The sequence below is a fragment of the Chitinophaga sp. H8 genome (genome assembly GCF_040567655.1).
GTDB lineage: Bacteria > Bacteroidota > Bacteroidia > Chitinophagales > Chitinophagaceae > Chitinophaga > Chitinophaga defluvii.
In genome coordinates, this window is record NZ_JBEXAC010000002.1 from 3,060,114 (window position 1) to 3,075,167 (window position 15,054).

General features: G+C 44.2%; 15 protein-coding genes. 11 read left to right on the forward strand and 4 right to left on the reverse strand.

All coding sequences use genetic code 11. From position 1 onward, the window contains the following. Positions 1-141: 141 nt before the first annotated feature. From ABR189_RS26210 to ABR189_RS26220, 3 genes are all read left to right on the forward strand, one after another. Positions 142-1,092, forward strand: coding sequence for an aldose 1-epimerase (locus ABR189_RS26210; RefSeq protein WP_354663458.1), 951 nt, complete (start codon positions 142-144; stop codon positions 1,090-1,092). A gap of 329 nt (positions 1,093-1,421) precedes the next feature. After that, the gene (locus ABR189_RS26215; protein WP_354663459.1) at positions 1,422-2,144 is read left to right on the forward strand and encodes a carboxypeptidase-like regulatory domain-containing protein; all 723 of its coding nucleotides are present in this window, start codon (positions 1,422-1,424) and stop codon (positions 2,142-2,144) included. A 169-nt stretch (positions 2,145-2,313) separates the two neighbouring features. Continuing rightward, positions 2,314-2,826, forward strand: a complete 513-nt coding sequence (locus ABR189_RS26220) for an anthrone oxygenase family protein (protein WP_354663460.1) — start codon at positions 2,314-2,316, stop codon at positions 2,824-2,826. A gap of 97 nt (positions 2,827-2,923) precedes the next feature. On the opposite strand, the gene ABR189_RS26225 is transcribed toward ABR189_RS26220, so the two are convergent. Further along, positions 2,924-4,012, reverse strand: coding sequence for a S1C family serine protease (locus ABR189_RS26225; protein ID WP_354663461.1), 1,089 nt, complete (start codon positions 4,010-4,012; stop codon positions 2,924-2,926). 24 nt (positions 4,013-4,036) lie between these two features. After that, on the reverse strand, positions 4,037-4,606 hold the full coding sequence (locus ABR189_RS26230; protein WP_354663462.1) for an RNA polymerase sigma factor: 570 nt from the start codon (positions 4,604-4,606) through the stop codon (positions 4,037-4,039). Positions 4,607-4,734: 128 nt separating this feature from the next. Here ABR189_RS26230 and ABR189_RS26235 point away from each other — a divergent pair, with 128 nt between their 5' ends. From ABR189_RS26235 to ABR189_RS26270, 8 genes are all read left to right on the forward strand, one after another. Next, positions 4,735-4,965: a hypothetical protein gene (locus tag ABR189_RS26235; protein ID WP_354663463.1), complete on the forward strand. Its 231-nt coding sequence runs from the start codon at positions 4,735-4,737 to the stop codon at positions 4,963-4,965. Positions 4,966-5,542: 577 nt separating this feature from the next. Next, the gene (locus ABR189_RS26240; protein ID WP_354663464.1) at positions 5,543-6,367 is read left to right on the forward strand and encodes a prephenate dehydratase; all 825 of its coding nucleotides are present in this window, start codon (positions 5,543-5,545) and stop codon (positions 6,365-6,367) included. 21 nt (positions 6,368-6,388) lie between these two features. Continuing rightward, on the forward strand, positions 6,389-7,558 hold the full coding sequence (locus ABR189_RS26245; RefSeq protein ID WP_354663465.1) for a pyridoxal phosphate-dependent aminotransferase: 1,170 nt from the start codon (positions 6,389-6,391) through the stop codon (positions 7,556-7,558). Positions 7,559-7,596: 38 nt separating this feature from the next. Continuing rightward, positions 7,597-8,439, forward strand: coding sequence for a prephenate dehydrogenase (locus tag ABR189_RS26250; protein WP_354663466.1), 843 nt, complete (start codon positions 7,597-7,599; stop codon positions 8,437-8,439). 91 nt (positions 8,440-8,530) lie between these two features. Further along, positions 8,531-9,622, forward strand: coding sequence for a chorismate mutase (locus ABR189_RS26255; protein WP_354663467.1), 1,092 nt, complete (start codon positions 8,531-8,533; stop codon positions 9,620-9,622). A gap of 100 nt (positions 9,623-9,722) precedes the next feature. Further along, positions 9,723-10,748, forward strand: coding sequence for a 3-dehydroquinate synthase (gene aroB, locus ABR189_RS26260; protein WP_354663468.1), 1,026 nt, complete (start codon positions 9,723-9,725; stop codon positions 10,746-10,748). A 96-nt stretch (positions 10,749-10,844) separates the two neighbouring features. Next, entirely contained in the window at positions 10,845-12,131 is a 1,287-nt protein-coding gene (aroA, locus tag ABR189_RS26265; RefSeq protein ID WP_354663469.1) for a 3-phosphoshikimate 1-carboxyvinyltransferase, read from the forward strand. Positions 12,132-12,196: 65 nt separating this feature from the next. Continuing rightward, the gene (locus ABR189_RS26270; protein ID WP_354663470.1) at positions 12,197-13,192 is read left to right on the forward strand and encodes a chorismate synthase; all 996 of its coding nucleotides are present in this window, start codon (positions 12,197-12,199) and stop codon (positions 13,190-13,192) included. Between the two features lie 83 nt (positions 13,193-13,275). On the opposite strand, the gene bamJ is transcribed toward ABR189_RS26270, so the two are convergent. Together bamJ and ABR189_RS26280 are read right to left on the reverse strand one after the other, a co-directional pair. Continuing rightward, the gene (gene bamJ, locus ABR189_RS26275; RefSeq protein ID WP_354663471.1) at positions 13,276-14,001 is read right to left on the reverse strand and encodes a BamJ family beta-barrel-assembly machinery protein; all 726 of its coding nucleotides are present in this window, start codon (positions 13,999-14,001) and stop codon (positions 13,276-13,278) included. A gap of 203 nt (positions 14,002-14,204) precedes the next feature. Further along, positions 14,205-14,927: a hypothetical protein gene (locus ABR189_RS26280; RefSeq protein ID WP_354663472.1), complete on the reverse strand. Its 723-nt coding sequence runs from the start codon at positions 14,925-14,927 to the stop codon at positions 14,205-14,207. Between the last annotated feature and the right edge of the window lie 127 nt (positions 14,928-15,054).

The window sequence follows — 15,054 nt, forward strand, 5'->3', positions numbered from 1 at the left end:
AAGCAGCAAGACAGGCCTGATATCAGGCCTGTCTTGCTGCTTTATACCTATACGCCATGAAGCCTGCCCCAAGTAGCGCTGGTCCCGTTTGCACTTCCGCCCATTAATAGGTATTTTGCCTGCTATTCAATAAGCCGTTTTATGACATTTAGCATACATACTTATCAACACGCAGGTTTTGAAATCACCGCACTAACAGACAACAGCAATGGTACAAAAGTAGAAATTGTGCCGGCACAGGGTGCCTTGCTGCATGCCTTCATTATAAAACATAAGGGGGGCGACCTGAATATTATTGACAGTTACGATAGTTTGCAGGATTACCAGGAGAACCTCCGGGAGAGCTTTAAAAATGTAAAACTAAGCCCTTTTGCATGCCGCATTCCAGATGCTGTTTACCAGTGGCAACAGCAGGAGTATACCATAGAAAAAACGGTAGCGCCGGGTAAGGCTATTCATGGCCTGCTGTATGATGCTGCTTTTGTTATTACAAAGCAGGAAACAAACGAACATTTTGCGGCGGTGACCCTGGAGTACAGCTATAAGGGGCAGGATGCGGGCTACCCCTTCCATTATATCTGCAAAGCGGTATACCGGTTGTTGCCTGAGAATAAACTGGAAGTAACTACCACCATTGAGAACCATGGGGCCAGTCCTATGCCACTAATGGATGGATGGCATCCCTATTTTACAACGGGTTCGCCGGTGGATGAACTGGAGCTGGCATTTGCCTCCAGCGAAATAGTGGAATTTAATGCACAACTGATCCCCACCGGGAAATTATTGCCCTATCGCGACTTTCAGCAAAGCCGCTCTTTAGCAGGGGTAAACCTGGATAATTCTTTTATGCTTGATTTCACACAATCTTCACCGTTATGCACACTGCGTGATCCCAAAAAGGATATCACGATTTCTTTTTATCCTGGTACCAGATATCCGGTATTACAGATTTATATTCCCCCGCATCGTAAGAGTATTGCCATAGAAAGCCTTACCGGTGCGCCCAACGCATTTAATAACGGGATGGGATTGCTTACCCTGGATAGTGGAAAAAGCATGGTGTTTCATACGGCCGTACAGGTGAAAGGATAGTGAATTCTATTTTGGCACAGTATTTGTTTTAAGGGTATTATAATTCATTGTTTACCCAATATTTCATCCATTATTCCCCAAGCATTTCATCCGCCCCAACGGTTTCATTCATTGCCCAAATATTTTTCATCCACCCCCAATGTATTTTGTCCATTCCCCCAAAACTTTCATCTGGACCCCATTTATTTGTAATTATTCATCCTCCCCATAAAAAATCCTCTCTTAAAATGAGAGGATTTTTTTGTTTTATTTAACAGGCAGGCGGGTCCGAAATTTGTAATAATGCCTATTTTGTAGCCCTATCTGTACAGTAAGTTAATATTTTAGCTATGATACATTGTTTACGCATATTGATAGTAGGTTGTTTTCTCAGCATTGCCATAGTGCCACTGGCGAAAGCCCAGGTTACGGTAACCGGGATGATTACGGATAAGGATAATAACCTGGTATTGCCCTATGCGTCCATATTTAATAAAAATACCAATAAAAGAACAACATCAGATCAGGGTGGTTTTTATAAAATAGCTGCCAGCCGTAATGATGTACTTATATTTTCCTTTCTGGGTTATAAATCTGATACGTTAACCGTACTGGAAAGCAGTGGTACTGAAACCCTGAATGTAAAGATGGAAGTAGCAGGTAAGTTTCTGAAAGGAGTAGAAGTAACCACAAAATACACGCCTTATCAACTGGATTCCATGGCGCGGCGGGAACAATATGGTAATATTCTGAACAACGCTGATAGTAAGCTGGTAGGAGGAAGGGGTAATACTCCGGAAGGGGCAGGTATCACTATTAGTCCAATTACCCGGTTTTCTAAAAAGGAAAAGCAGAAAAGAGAATTTAAGAAACTGTTTGATAAAATGGAGAAGGAGAAATATATAGATTCCCGGTTTACACCATTGCTGGTAAGCCAGGTAACCGGATTAAAGGGAGATTCACTTCAGCTGTTTATGCGCGACAATTATCCGGATTATGATACCATGCGGGTACTTAATCACCAGGATCTGCTTTACTGGATAACAGATAAGTATAAAGCCTGGAAGAAATGATAAAATACTTGATCATATTTTAGAAAAGGCCACCTGTTTAACAGGTGGCCTTTTCTGTCAGACAGGTTTCTAAAACATACCAGCAGCGTGAGGAGAAGAACAAAGCGTTGTCGGTTTTGTTCTATTTCAGGTATCTGTATCATTTTACCTTTACCATTATCTTATTACCATGCATACATTCATTAACATTTTTCTGGCCATTACCACGATTGCCACTGCACTGATGGCGGGCCTGTTTTACGCGTATTCCTGTTCCGTAAATCCGGGCCTGGGCCGGTTGCCGGATATCATGTACCTGTCGGCTATGCAGTCAATCAACCGGGCCATTCTCAATCCTGTATTCTTTGCCGGATTTATGGGTGCATTGGTGTTATTGCCGGTATGCACCTGGCTGCACTATGGTACGCCTTTGTCTGTACGGTTCTGGTGCCTTCTGGCTGCTACCGCAGTATATGTAATCGGGGTATTTGGGGTAACGGTAGCCGGAAATATTCCGCTGAATCAGGCATTGGATGCATTCAAAATAGATCCTGCGGCTATTGAGGCGATGGCACGGCAAAGGGCTGCTTTTGAAGCCAAATGGAACAGTTGGAACACGGTCCGGACAGTTGCGGCTATTGCAACAGCCATCCTGACGATTATTGCCTGTATATGCGCGCCTGGGGAAGGAGCCAAAAGTTAAAGACAGTTGCTGGCTGTAAAAATAAAAGAAGGCTACCCTGCGCAGGGTAGCCTTCCTTGTTTATACTAAAAAACGGCTATGAATATGGAGAGGAACCTTAGTTATATACTTTCACCATATACACAAACTCTTCGAGTTTCTTGATCTGGTCTACCCGGCTCATACCTTCCAGGTTATTTCTGTGGTTCCATTCTTTTTTAGGCAGTTTATCTTTCGGCATTTCTTCCAGCAGGCGTTTCAGATGGGCTGATTTTACTGCAAAAGCGATCCCGTCCGAAGTCGTTTGTTTGCCGGTAATGATACCTACTACATTACCCTTGCTGTCCATCAGCGGAGCGCCACTGTTGCCCGGATTTACAGGGATAGACACCTGGTAGGCTGCCGTATCTCCGTTAAAACCGGTTTGTGCACTGATATAGCCTTTACCATAAACGATTTCATCGCGGGGGAATCCCATGGTAAATACTTCTTCACCCAGGTGAATATTTTGTGGTTTCAGTGCGTAAGGGAGGGTATGTGATTTAAACGTAGAGTCAGATACCTTTAATATAGCCAGGTCGCTGGAGATATCTTCAAAGATACTGACTGCTTTATAGGCCTCTCCTTTATTATTCTGTACATATAAAGAATCGGCGCCGGCCACTACATGGTAGTTGGTGATGATATATCCGTTGCCGGATACTGCAAAGCCGGTTCCGCCATAAGTACCTGGATTTTTAGGCGCTTTGGGCGTATTCTTAATATCATTCATCAGGGCGTTCTGGGAACGTTGTATATTATTAAGGACCCTTCTAACGTCTTCATATTGTGCAGTAGCCTTATTTTTAGAGGCATTTTGCATAACAGCGATCGTAGAGAGGGAGGTAACCAGGGCTATACAGGCTGCAGCAGCCAGGTTGGTAAATGTTTTTCTGCGCATGGACACTACTTTGCCCTGTACAGGCTGGGCGGCGGCACGGGCTGCTGTCATATCCATAGACTGATGGATCCGGTCCAGTTTTTTGCGCAATGCGATACGCTGGCCATAGCCCCCCAATTGTTGCAGAAATAACTCGTGATCAATTACTTGCTTGTTAATTAATGGGTTGCTTTGGCGCAGTGCTTCAAATGCTGCTTTTTCCTGTACGCTCATCTCACCTTCCAGATAGCGTTCTATTTCGCGTAGTAAAATCAAGTCTTCTTTCATCGCCGCTCGCCGCTTTAAGTATTATCAATGTTTATATTGCTCAAAAAATATTTTCTTCAACCGCATCAGGCACTTATACTTCTGGTTTTTGGCATTTTCCGCGTTTGTATAGCCAAATTTTTCTGCAATGTCCTGCATAGATTTCTTATGCAGGTAATAGTCTTCCAGAATCGTTTTACAAGGTTCTCCTATGCTCCCCAGGGACTCTTCCATGATTTTGAACTGTAAATCTTTCGATTCGTGTTCTGCCATTACATCTTCTGCGGGCGTAACATCTTCCAGCTCAACTGTTAAAGTACTTTGTCCGTAAGACCCCTGGAGCTTCTTTAGCCATAAATGCCTGCTGACGGAATAAAGAAATGTTTTCAGCTTGCTGTATAGGGCAAAATCTTCTTTTTGGGCCTTTTCATATAAAATGATGATCGCTTCCTGGAAAATATCCTTCGCATCATCCTCAGAACCATTATTTAGGAGTACCATCCTTAATATTACCGGAAAGTTTTCTACATAAATGGTTTCCAAGGCTTTATCATCATTCCTAGCTACGCCTGCCAATAATTCCCGGTCCCGTTCTATGTTTTGATTAGTCTTCACTCTTAATACAGTTATATGCTTTTGGTAACCCAAAGTAGCGAAAAAAAAATTTTTTCAAAGATGGGTTACCTTTTCTCAAACCTGGTATAAAGAGTAAATTAATTCAAAAATCCTAAAAACATAGTACAATGAAGAACGCTCTTAAAATTGGTTTCTTAGCACTTTCTTTCGGTTTATTCGTAGTTGCATGTGGCGAAGGCGCTAAAACCGGCGAAGCTGCTGATTCAACTGCAACCGCTGCATCTCAGGCTATCGATTCTACAGCTAACGCTGCTCAGACTGAAGTTAACGCTATCGCTGATTCTGCTAATCAAGTTGTTGATTCTATCAAAGCTGCTGCTGATTCAGTAAAACACTAATTCAGGCAAAGCAATTAAAGGTTTTAATAATAGCCGCTGTCCTTAACCGGGCAGCGGTTTTTTTATGCCCCCAAGGGCCATATTGCAAGTTTTGTTAGATAATATTTAAGAGGATAGGGGTGATATTGAAAAATATGTAATTTTTGTTCTTGGGGTTTGGATAATTCAAATCGTGGCGTATTTTTGTTCTGCAATTAAAAATTGATATGACAACGCAATCGACCTTTGGATACTTTTTTGGTTTTTATTATTTCTGTTTCCAGAAATAGGAGGGTCGTTTGTAAGAAGATAAAAGAACTAACAAAAAGGGCCTCCTGATCAGGAGGCCCTTTTTTAATTTATACACAAATCATTATATGTTACATCAGAGTTTCACCAGTTACTTTTTTTACTTTTTCTTTTACTTCTTTTTTGCGAAGAAGCAAGGGACTCTTTTGTAATAAGCGAATCAACATAAAAATTACAATAAAAGGGTCCCGCAGAGCCGGGACCCTTTTTATTTCATATTTCCGAATCAGCCCTGTATGACCGTCAGATAAGGTGCTGAATATCAAAAAGATTAAATATTTTATATCATATGCGTATTGCCATACAAGGATTTGAAGGATGTTTCCACCAGGTAGCTGCCCGGGGATATTATGGGAAACAGGTAGAAATTGAATCCTGCGCTTCTTTCTCAGAACTGGTAAAAAAAGTAAAGCAGCAACCGGATGTAGATGCTGGCATCATGGCGATTGAAAACTCCATAGCAGGCAGTATCCTGCCTAATTACAGCCTCCTGAAAAATTCCGGGCTGCACATCACCGGGGAAATTTACCTGCAAATACACCAGCACCTGATGGTATTACCTGGTCAAACCCTGGCAGATATCAAAGAAGTGCATTCTCATCCTATGGCATTATTGCAATGCATTGATTTTCTGGAGCAATATCCCCATATGAAGCTGGTGGAAACAGAAGATACCGCCCTGAGTGCCAAACACGTAAGGCAAAAGAAACTGAAAAGCACGGCAGCTATTGCAGGCAAACTGGCGGCAGAAATATTTGAACTGGACATTATCGCGCCTAATATCCAGACCGCAAAAAACAACTATACCCGTTTCCTGGCGGTATCCCGCAATGGGAAAGAACCGGAAGCAGATGCGAATAAGGCCTCTGTATACTTCCAGACTTCCCATGAAAGTGGTGCCCTGGCCAAAGTACTGACAAAGATGGCACAATCAGGTATTAACCTGTCCAAACTGCAATCCTTTCCTATTCCAGCCAAAGAATGGAACTACTACTTTCATGCTGATCTGGAATTTGAAGACCTGCAACATTTCGAGCGGGGACTCAAACAAATCACACCGCTTACCGAACATTTAACAGTACTAGGCATTTATAAAAAGGGAAAAACACATTAATCAATTTATATTTTTTACCAGATGAGCATTCAGATACAGGTAGCCAAAAGATTACAGCACACGGAAGAATACTATTTCTCCAAAAAACTGCGTGAAATAGATGAGATGAACAAAGCGGGTGCGCAGGTAATTAACCTGGGAATAGGTAGTCCTGACTTGCCCCCGCATCCTTCTGTGGTGGCAGCATTGCATGAAAACGCCTTATTGCCCAATACCCATGCGTATCAGGGATATAAAGGTATTCCTGCTTTACGTCAGGCTATGGCTAACTGGTATCAGCATTTTTATCAGGTAACACTTAATCCGGATACAGAGGTGCTGCCGCTGATCGGTTCCAAAGAAGGGATTATGCACATTTGCATGACCTACCTGCAGGAAGGAGATGTGGCCCTGATCCCCAATCCGGGATATCCTACTTACCGCTCTGCGGTACAACTGAGTGGTGCTACTATTGCAGAATATGACCTGGAAGAAAAAAATGGCTGGCTGCCCGATCTGGAAGCGTTGGCTAAAACAGATCTGAGTAAGGTAAAGCTGATGTGGGTGAACTACCCGCATATGCCTACCGGTGCACGGGTGAATAAAACTTTTGCCAAAGCATTGATCGCTTTTGCCAAACAGCATCAGATCCTGATCTGTCATGATAACCCCTATAGCTTTATCCTGAATGAACACCCGGAAAGCCTTTTACAGGTAGAAGGGGCCAAGGATGTGGTGTTGGAACTGAACTCCCTGAGCAAATCATCAAATATGGCCGGATGGCGCGTAGGGATGCTGTGCGGAAAGGCCGAATGGATCAATGAAGTGTTGCGTTTTAAAAGCAACATGGATTCCGGCATGTTCCAGCCTGTGCAAATGGCAGCTGTAAAAGCGCTGGAGCTGGGAAAGGAATGGTATGAGGAGCTGAATGCCATCTATACCGGACGCAGGGAGAAGGTATTTGCCCTGCTGCAATTACTGGGATGTACTTTCAGTAAAGACCAGGTAGGACTGTTTGTATGGGCTAAGATCCCGGCAGGTTATACAGATGGCTTTGCCTTGAGTGATGAGGTATTGCAAAAGGCGCATGTGTTCATTACACCTGGTGGCATATTTGGGAGCAATGGCAACGGTTATATCCGCGTAAGCCTTTGTAAAGATGAAAAGGTGTTTGAAGAAGCGATTCAGAGAATAAAGAACATTAAACGGTAATCCTTCACAGATAATTAATCATTCGTAACAGAAATAATATGATCGTAACAGTAGTTGGCGTTGGTTTAATAGGAGGCTCACTGGCTATCAGCCTGAAAGAGAAGGGCCTGGCTAACTGGATCATTGGAGTGGACCAACAGGAAAACAATTTAAAGAAAGCACAGGAGCTGCATATTATTGATGAAGGGGCAGGATTAAAGGATGCGATGCAACGCTCCAAGCTCATTATACTGGCTATTCCGGTAGATGCACTACTGAAAATTTTACCGGATATCCTGGACAATGCTACACCGGATCATGTGATCATGGATGTGGGATCTACTAAAGAAAAAATACTGCAACTCGTTGCCGGTCATCCAAAAAGAGGACGCTTCGTTGCTGCCCATCCGATGGCCGGCACCGAGTATTCCGGTCCTGAAGCGGCTGTCCGGAACCTGTTCCTGCAAAAAACGATGGTATTGTGTGATGTAAAGAACAGCGATGAAGATGCACTGGAAGTGGTGGAGCAGATCGTTGATAAGCTACAGATGCGCCTGGTGTACATGAATGCAGAGGAGCATGATCTGCATACGGCTTATGTTTCCCACATTTCCCATATTACTTCCTTTGCACTGGCATTAACAGTACTGGAAAAAGAAAAAGAACAGGGACGCATATTTGAACTGGCAAGTGGTGGTTTTGAATCTACCGTGCGGTTGGCAAAAAGTTCTCCTGACATGTGGGTACCCATCTTTAAGCATAACCGGAGTAATGTGCTGGATGTGCTGGATGAACATATTCATCAGTTGCAGCAAATGAAAACGCTGCTGGAGGAAGAAGACTATGAAGCGTTTTACAAACTGATCCAGAAATCGAATAAGATTAAAAAGATCCTGAAGTAAAACAGGACCGCATAAACAGGTATTAAAAACTAACAATAAACACAGCGGGCTAAAGCGCATTGATCACAGGCCTGCAATAAATCACATAACAATGGAACAAATCTTAGCAAAAACTAAATTCTCTGATCCGTCTTCTGATAAAAAGCCGTTGATCATCTCTGGTCCCTGCAGTGCAGAAACAGAAGAACAAGTGCTGGCCACCGCACTGGCACTGGCCAAAACCGGCAAGGTGGATGTACTGCGTGCTGGTATCTGGAAACCCCGTACCCGTCCGGGTTCTTTCGAAGGTATTGGTACCAAGGGACTGGCCTGGTTACAAAAAGCACGTGAGCTGACTGCTTTGCCGCTGGCGGTAGAAGTAGCTACTGCTAAGCAGGTGGAAGATGCTTTGCATTTCGGTGTAGACATTTTGTGGGTAGGTGCCCGTACCACAGTAAACCCTTTCTCTGTACAGGAAATAGCAGATGCCCTGAAAGGAGTGGATACTACTGTTTTGATCAAAAATCCTATCAACCCTGATCTGGAATTGTGGATTGGTGCTGTAGAAAGAATCCAGAAAGCAGGTATCACCAAAGTAGGTTTGATTCACCGTGGTTTTTCCAGCTATGGCAATACCGAATACCGCAATGCGCCAATGTGGCACCTCCCTATCGAATTAAAGCGCCGTATGCCTGAGCTGCCAATGATCTGTGATCCCAGCCATATCTCCGGCCGTCGCGATATCTTACAGGAAGTTTCTCAGGAAGCGATTGACCTGGATTACGATGGACTGATGCTGGAAACACACGTAGATCCGGACAACGCATGGAGCGATGCCAAACAACAGGTGACTCCGGAAAGACTGGCCGAAATACTGGATGGTATTGTATGGCGTCATGAGCGTACTGACAAAAAAGAATTTAACTCTGCACTGGATAAACTGCGTGGACAGATTAATCAGATAGACGATGAAATCATGTTACTGATGGGCAACCGTATGAAAGTAGCAGAGAAAATCGGTCAGTACAAAAAGGAAAATAACGTTACCATCCTACAAACTAACCGCTGGAATGAAATCCTGGACCGTAATATCAAAAAAGGTGAAAAATTAGGTCTGACAAAAGAATTCATCCTGAAATATTTTGATGCGATACACCTGGAGTCTATCAACCGTCAGAATAAAGTAATGAATGATGAAAAATAGTCTTTAGCCCGATAGCTTTTAGCTGTTGGCCATATTGCCGGGAGCTAAAAGCGTCATGCTAAATGCTGGCAGCTAATTACCAAAAGCTTTTATTAAATAAATGAAAACGTTATCATACCAATTCCAGCAACAGGCCACCCGTTATCTGATGGGAGAAAGCCTGTTGCAACTGGGTAATTATGTAGATATTGCCAGAACAGTATTAGTCCTGGATGAAAATGTGGATAAACATTACGGCGACAAGCTGCAGGGCTGGAAAAAGCTGGTCATCCCTGATGGGGAAGATCACAAGAATATGGAAGTATTGCAAGAGATCATTGATGGGCTGATAGAACTGGAGGCAGATCGCAAAACTACACTCGTAGGTATTGGTGGAGGTATGGTAACGGATATGGCTGGTTTTGCCGCCAGTATCTATATGCGGGGCATTCCGTTTGGTTTTGTACCCACTACTTTGCTGGCCCAGGTAGATGCCTCTTTAGGTGGTAAAAACGGGGTGAGCCATGGTAAGCACAAAAATATGCTGGGCATCATCCGTCAGCCGGAGTTTATTTTGTTTGACTACACATTGCCCGCTACCATGCCGGCAGAAGAGTGGCATAACGGCTTTGCTGAAATCATAAAATATGCCTGCATTATGGATGCAGCATTGTTCGATTATCTTGAAGTGAACCGGGACAAAGCGCTGGCTAGAGATGTGGAAGTCCTGGAATTCCTGGTAGAACGGTCAGTAGATAGTAAAACCAAAGTAGTACTGGAAGATGAGCTGGAAACCGGCGCCCGCCGCTGGTTAAACTTTGGGCATACTCTGGGGCATGCAGTGGAAAAGCTGGAAAGTATTGCACATGGAAAAGCGGTAGCCATTGGTATGGTGGCGGCCGCCAAAATTTCTGAGAAACTTACCGGTTTGCCGGTAGAGCAGACGAACCGCCTCATCCGCCTGATAAATGATTATCAGCTGCCGGTTACCCTTACCTCCAATAAGGAAGAAGTATATAACATTTTCAAATTGGATAAGAAGCGGGAAAAGGATGTGATCCATTTTGTTTTATTGGAAGAAATAGGAAAGGCCGTAACGCAGCCAGTGCCTTTGGCAACCCTGAAAGAGTTACTGGAGGAGTTGTAACAACCCCAACCAGGTAAGGATTAGAACGATAATATGGTGGAGGAGTAATTGTCTATAGCGTTACAATGTCCTTCATTGCAAAGATCATAAAATATTATGCAAGTAACTGTATCACCAGCTAGTATAAAAGGCACTGTTACCGCCAATCCGTCAAAAAGTGCCATGCAGCGTGCCGTTGCAGCAGCACTGCTGGCAAAAGGAAAAAGTATTATCCGGAACCCCGGCTTAAGTAATGACTGCCTGGCAGCATTAGGTGTAGCGGAAAATCTGGGTGCCACTGTAAAGCGTGGAGAAGATTATTTCGAGATTACCGGAAATGGTATGCAACCTTCAGCAGCGGAACAACAGCCGGCAAGTACGATCAACTGTGGAGAATCAGGACTGGGTATCCGTATGTTTACCCCTATTGCAGCATTAGCTGCCTCGGCTATCACCATTGATGGTCATGGCAGTCTGGCTACCCGTCCTATGGATTTTTTCCAGGAGGTATTGCCCCAGCTGGATGTACAATGCACCACCCAGGGCGGCAGGCTTCCCCTGAAAATACAGGGGCCGCTGCATCCTAAAGATATTACGATCGATGGTTCACTCAGCTCCCAGTTTCTGACCGGATTGCTGATGGCATATGGTGCCACAGCAGAAGATGTCACTATCACGGTAAAAGACCTGAAAAGCAAGCCTTACATTGCATTAACCCTGCAGTTGATGGCGCATTTTGGAGTGAAGGTGGAACAAAAGAATTTTGAACAATTCCATTTTGGTAAAAAACAAGCCTATAAAGCAGGCGAATATACCGTAGAAGGAGATTGGAGCGGTGCCGCGTTTTTACTGGTGGCGGCTGCAGTAGCCGGCAAGGCAGAGGTACATCATTTAAATACACAATCTGCCCAATCGGATAAAGCGATATTGACAGCGCTGGAAGATGCAGGAGCACAGATGATGCCCGGTATGTTTACCATCATTATAGAAAAGGGTGGATTACAGCCTTTCGAATTTGATGCTACAGACTGTCCGGATCTGTTTCCGCCGCTGGTAGCACTGGCAGCTAACTGCAAGGGTACTACGAAAATAAAAGGGGTGAGCCGGCTGGCACATAAAGAAAGTGACCGTGGCGTAACCCTGCAGGAGGAATTTGGAAAGATGGGCATACGTATTGACCTGCAGGAGGATGAAATGCTGGTACATGGCGGTACAGGTATAAAAGGGGCTAATGTACATTCGCATAATGACCACCGTATTGCGATGGCCTGTGCGGTAGCGGCATTAACAGCTGATGGGCCTGTGGTAATCGAAAATGCAGAGGCCATTAATAAATCATATCCGGAATTTTATGAACATTTGCAGCAGATAGGTGGCAAGGTGAGCATAGCACAACATGCTTAGCAGGCGGGAAGTAATACGCAACAGACAGGTAAAATCCGAAATCATAAATCTTAAATCAAACAGCGGTGAATAGTTTTGGCAGAATTTTCAGGGTAAATGTTTTTGGGGAATCGCATGGAGAAAGTGTAGGTGTAAATATTGACGGATTGCCGGCGGGCATCCCTTTAAGGCAGGAAGATTTTCTGCCGGATCTGTTAAGACGTAAAGCGGGTGCAAAAGGCACTACTCCCCGTAAGGAGGATGATCTGCCATTTATCAAATCCGGTGTATTCAATGACCATACTACCGGTGCGCCTGTTACTATATTGTTTGAAAACAATAATACACGCAGCACGGATTACGAAAAGCTGCGGGAATTTCCCCGTCCTGGTCATGCTGATTTTGTAGCTACCCGGAAATACGGTGGATTTGAAGATTATCGTGGTGGTGGTCATTTCAGTGGCAGGCTTACGCTTAATCTGGTAGCTGCCGGGGTAATCGCCAAAAAGATATTAGGAGAAGGTATACAGGTAAATGCATCTTTGAAAGAAGTAGGCGGACTGGCAGATGCGGAAGAAGGACTGGCGGCAGCGATTGCTGCCAAAGATTCCGTAGGAGGTATCGTGGAGTGTGTGGTGGATGGCTTACCAGTAGGTTTGGGTGAACCATTTTTTGACTCCGTAGAATCCTGTATTGCGCATGCTGCATTTGCTATTCCGGCTATTAAAGGAATAGAATTTGGTGCAGGCTTTGCTGCTGCAAAGATGAAAGGCATAGAACATAATGATGCTATTATAGATGCTTCCGGTAAAACTGCCACCAATCATGCTGGTGGCGTAGTAGGGGGCATTACCAATGGTAACCCCCTGGTATTCCGGGTGGCAGTAAAACCTACTTCCAGTACGCCTAAACCACAACATACGCTGAACATTAAAAGCGGACAGGTGGAAGACTTTAGCGTAAAAGGACGCCATGATCTGTGTATCGCTTTACGCGTACCGGTAGTGCTGGAAGCTGTTACGGCGATGGTGCTGGCAGATTTTATGCTGCTGGAACAGCGTACAGGCAGGATCTGGAAATAGCTGGTAACTCATGATAATAAAGAAAGGGGAACAACGGTATATCGTTGTTCCCCTTTCTTTTCTTTATTTAAACCAACAGGTAATTACTTTTCTATATCCAGCAATTCCACGTCAAAGATTAAAGTGGATCCGGGGCCTATTTTAGCGCCTGCCTGGCGATCACCATATGCAAGGTCGGCAGGAATGAATAAACGCCATTTGGAGCCTACAGGCATTAACTGGAGGGCTTCTGTCCAGCCTTTGATCACACCGCTCACCGGGAAGGAGATAGGTTCTCCTCTTTCTACTGAGCTGTCAAATACAGTACCGTCTATCAGCATACCATGGTAATGTGTTTTTACCTTGTCATTGATAGTAGGTTTGGCGCCGGTACCTTCCTTGATTACCTGGTATTGCAATCCGCTGGCTAATGTTACCACGCCGGCTTTTGCTTTATTTTCTGCCAGGAATTTTTCCCCTTCGGCTTTATTCTTGGTGGCTTTTTCTGTTTTTAATTGTTGCAGATAATTACTAATGCTCATATTGCTCTGTTCTTTTGTTAAAAGTGGAGGATTGTTTTTTAATACATCCTGTATGGCTTTTGCGAGTACAGCAGTATTGATATTTTCCATGCCCTGTGCTTTCAGGTTGTTGGCAATATCCTGTCCTATGCCATAACTCACAGAATCTATGCTGGTTTTTAATAGTTGTTTTGTTGCGGTAGCCGCTGGTTTGGCTGCCGGTTTTGCTTTGGGCTTAGCGGCAGTCTGGCTGTACCCCTGTAAGGAGAATACCGCAAGTGCGCCCAGGAATAGGTACTTTTTAATCATAATAAATAGTGATGTTATCAATTGGGCTTGCAAGTTACTGATTTCGGCGAGTTGATGACACAATGAATTTATTTATTATGTAAGAGGCATACTGGTATGGGGAGGCCGCTGAGGATAGTTATAGCTATGGCATAGCTGGCCCTATCCTATGCAAGGCATAAGTGGTACCAGTGGTAATGGGAGAACGAACGGCCTGGAAATAGTTATTTATACCTGGACCATATTTCGGAGATCTTGTCGCCTTTGGAACTTAATCCGGAATGGTGCCACCGGTTGCCGCTTACGCTGCCGTCAAAGGAAAGCGACATGCCTACACGGCTGTTATCACGGGAGAAGAATTCAATGTTTTCTGTGTATTTGCCATTGGTAAAAGTGTAGGTACCTCCACCGGTGCCAAAAAATTCTTTGGTAGCAGTATTAATAGCAGCCCATTGGAAGTGATTGCCGGATAATATCTTCAGGGTTTTACGCGGGCTTTCCGGAATCGGATGCATCTTCCCGTCCTGTTCCCGTTCTGTAATACGCCAGTTGCCGGCCAATGCTCCTTTACCATCATCTATGCGATGCCAGGTTTCTGGCTTGCCATTGCGGGTAATCACCAGTACATCTTTTTTCAGTTCATAAGGATGCTCCAGGGAACTGCCAATGACATTTTTATCTGCGGTGTGAAATTCAATGGTTTCCTTTACCTGCTTGTTGGCTGCTTTTATGATGCCCCCATGGGTATTGATAAACTTTTTACCAGCTATATCATAGACGGTTTCCATAAAGTAGTCATCTTCAATAATGCGGGTAGTTTGCGGCTGATCACTGCCTGACTGTAATTTCCAGCATCCTGCAAGCTGCTGGGCCTGTGCGGTAAAAATGCCAGCAAACAGGATGGTAATACATGCTAAAAGTCTGGCAAAAGGCGGGCGCGTTTTCATAATGTGGAATTTATACAGGCAAGAAAAAATACCGTGGAGTTACTTACGATTGTAAAATATGTAAAATAACTGATACGGGCAACAATTGTCATAAAAAAAGAGGCTGACGGTAAATCAGCCTCTTTTT

Bases quoted from the DNA above. Each gene is read 5' to 3' on its own strand.
- ABR189_RS26280 (WP_354663472.1), bottom strand. From the start codon at position 14,927: ATGAAAACGCGCCCGCCTTTTGCCAGACTTTTAGCATGTATTACCATC.
- ABR189_RS26225 (WP_354663461.1), bottom strand. From the start codon at position 4,012: ATGAAAGAAGACTTGATTTTACTACGCGAAATAGAACGCTATCTGGAA.
- ABR189_RS26255 (WP_354663467.1), top strand. From the start codon at position 8,531: ATGGAACAAATCTTAGCAAAAACTAAATTCTCTGATCCGTCTTCTGAT.
- ABR189_RS26240 (WP_354663464.1), top strand. From the start codon at position 5,543: ATGCGTATTGCCATACAAGGATTTGAAGGATGTTTCCACCAGGTAGCT.
- ABR189_RS26250 (WP_354663466.1), top strand. From the start codon at position 7,597: ATGATCGTAACAGTAGTTGGCGTTGGTTTAATAGGAGGCTCACTGGCT.
- ABR189_RS26210 (WP_354663458.1), top strand. From the start codon at position 142: ATGACATTTAGCATACATACTTATCAACACGCAGGTTTTGAAATCACC.
- aroA (WP_354663469.1), top strand. From the start codon at position 10,845: ATGCAAGTAACTGTATCACCAGCTAGTATAAAAGGCACTGTTACCGCC.
- aroB (WP_354663468.1), top strand. From the start codon at position 9,723: ATGAAAACGTTATCATACCAATTCCAGCAACAGGCCACCCGTTATCTG.
- bamJ (WP_354663471.1), bottom strand. From the start codon at position 14,001: ATGATTAAAAAGTACCTATTCCTGGGCGCACTTGCGGTATTCTCCTTA.
- ABR189_RS26215 (WP_354663459.1), top strand. From the start codon at position 1,422: ATGATACATTGTTTACGCATATTGATAGTAGGTTGTTTTCTCAGCATT.
- ABR189_RS26235 (WP_354663463.1), top strand. From the start codon at position 4,735: ATGAAGAACGCTCTTAAAATTGGTTTCTTAGCACTTTCTTTCGGTTTA.
- ABR189_RS26220 (WP_354663460.1), top strand. From the start codon at position 2,314: ATGCATACATTCATTAACATTTTTCTGGCCATTACCACGATTGCCACT.
- ABR189_RS26245 (WP_354663465.1), top strand. From the start codon at position 6,389: ATGAGCATTCAGATACAGGTAGCCAAAAGATTACAGCACACGGAAGAA.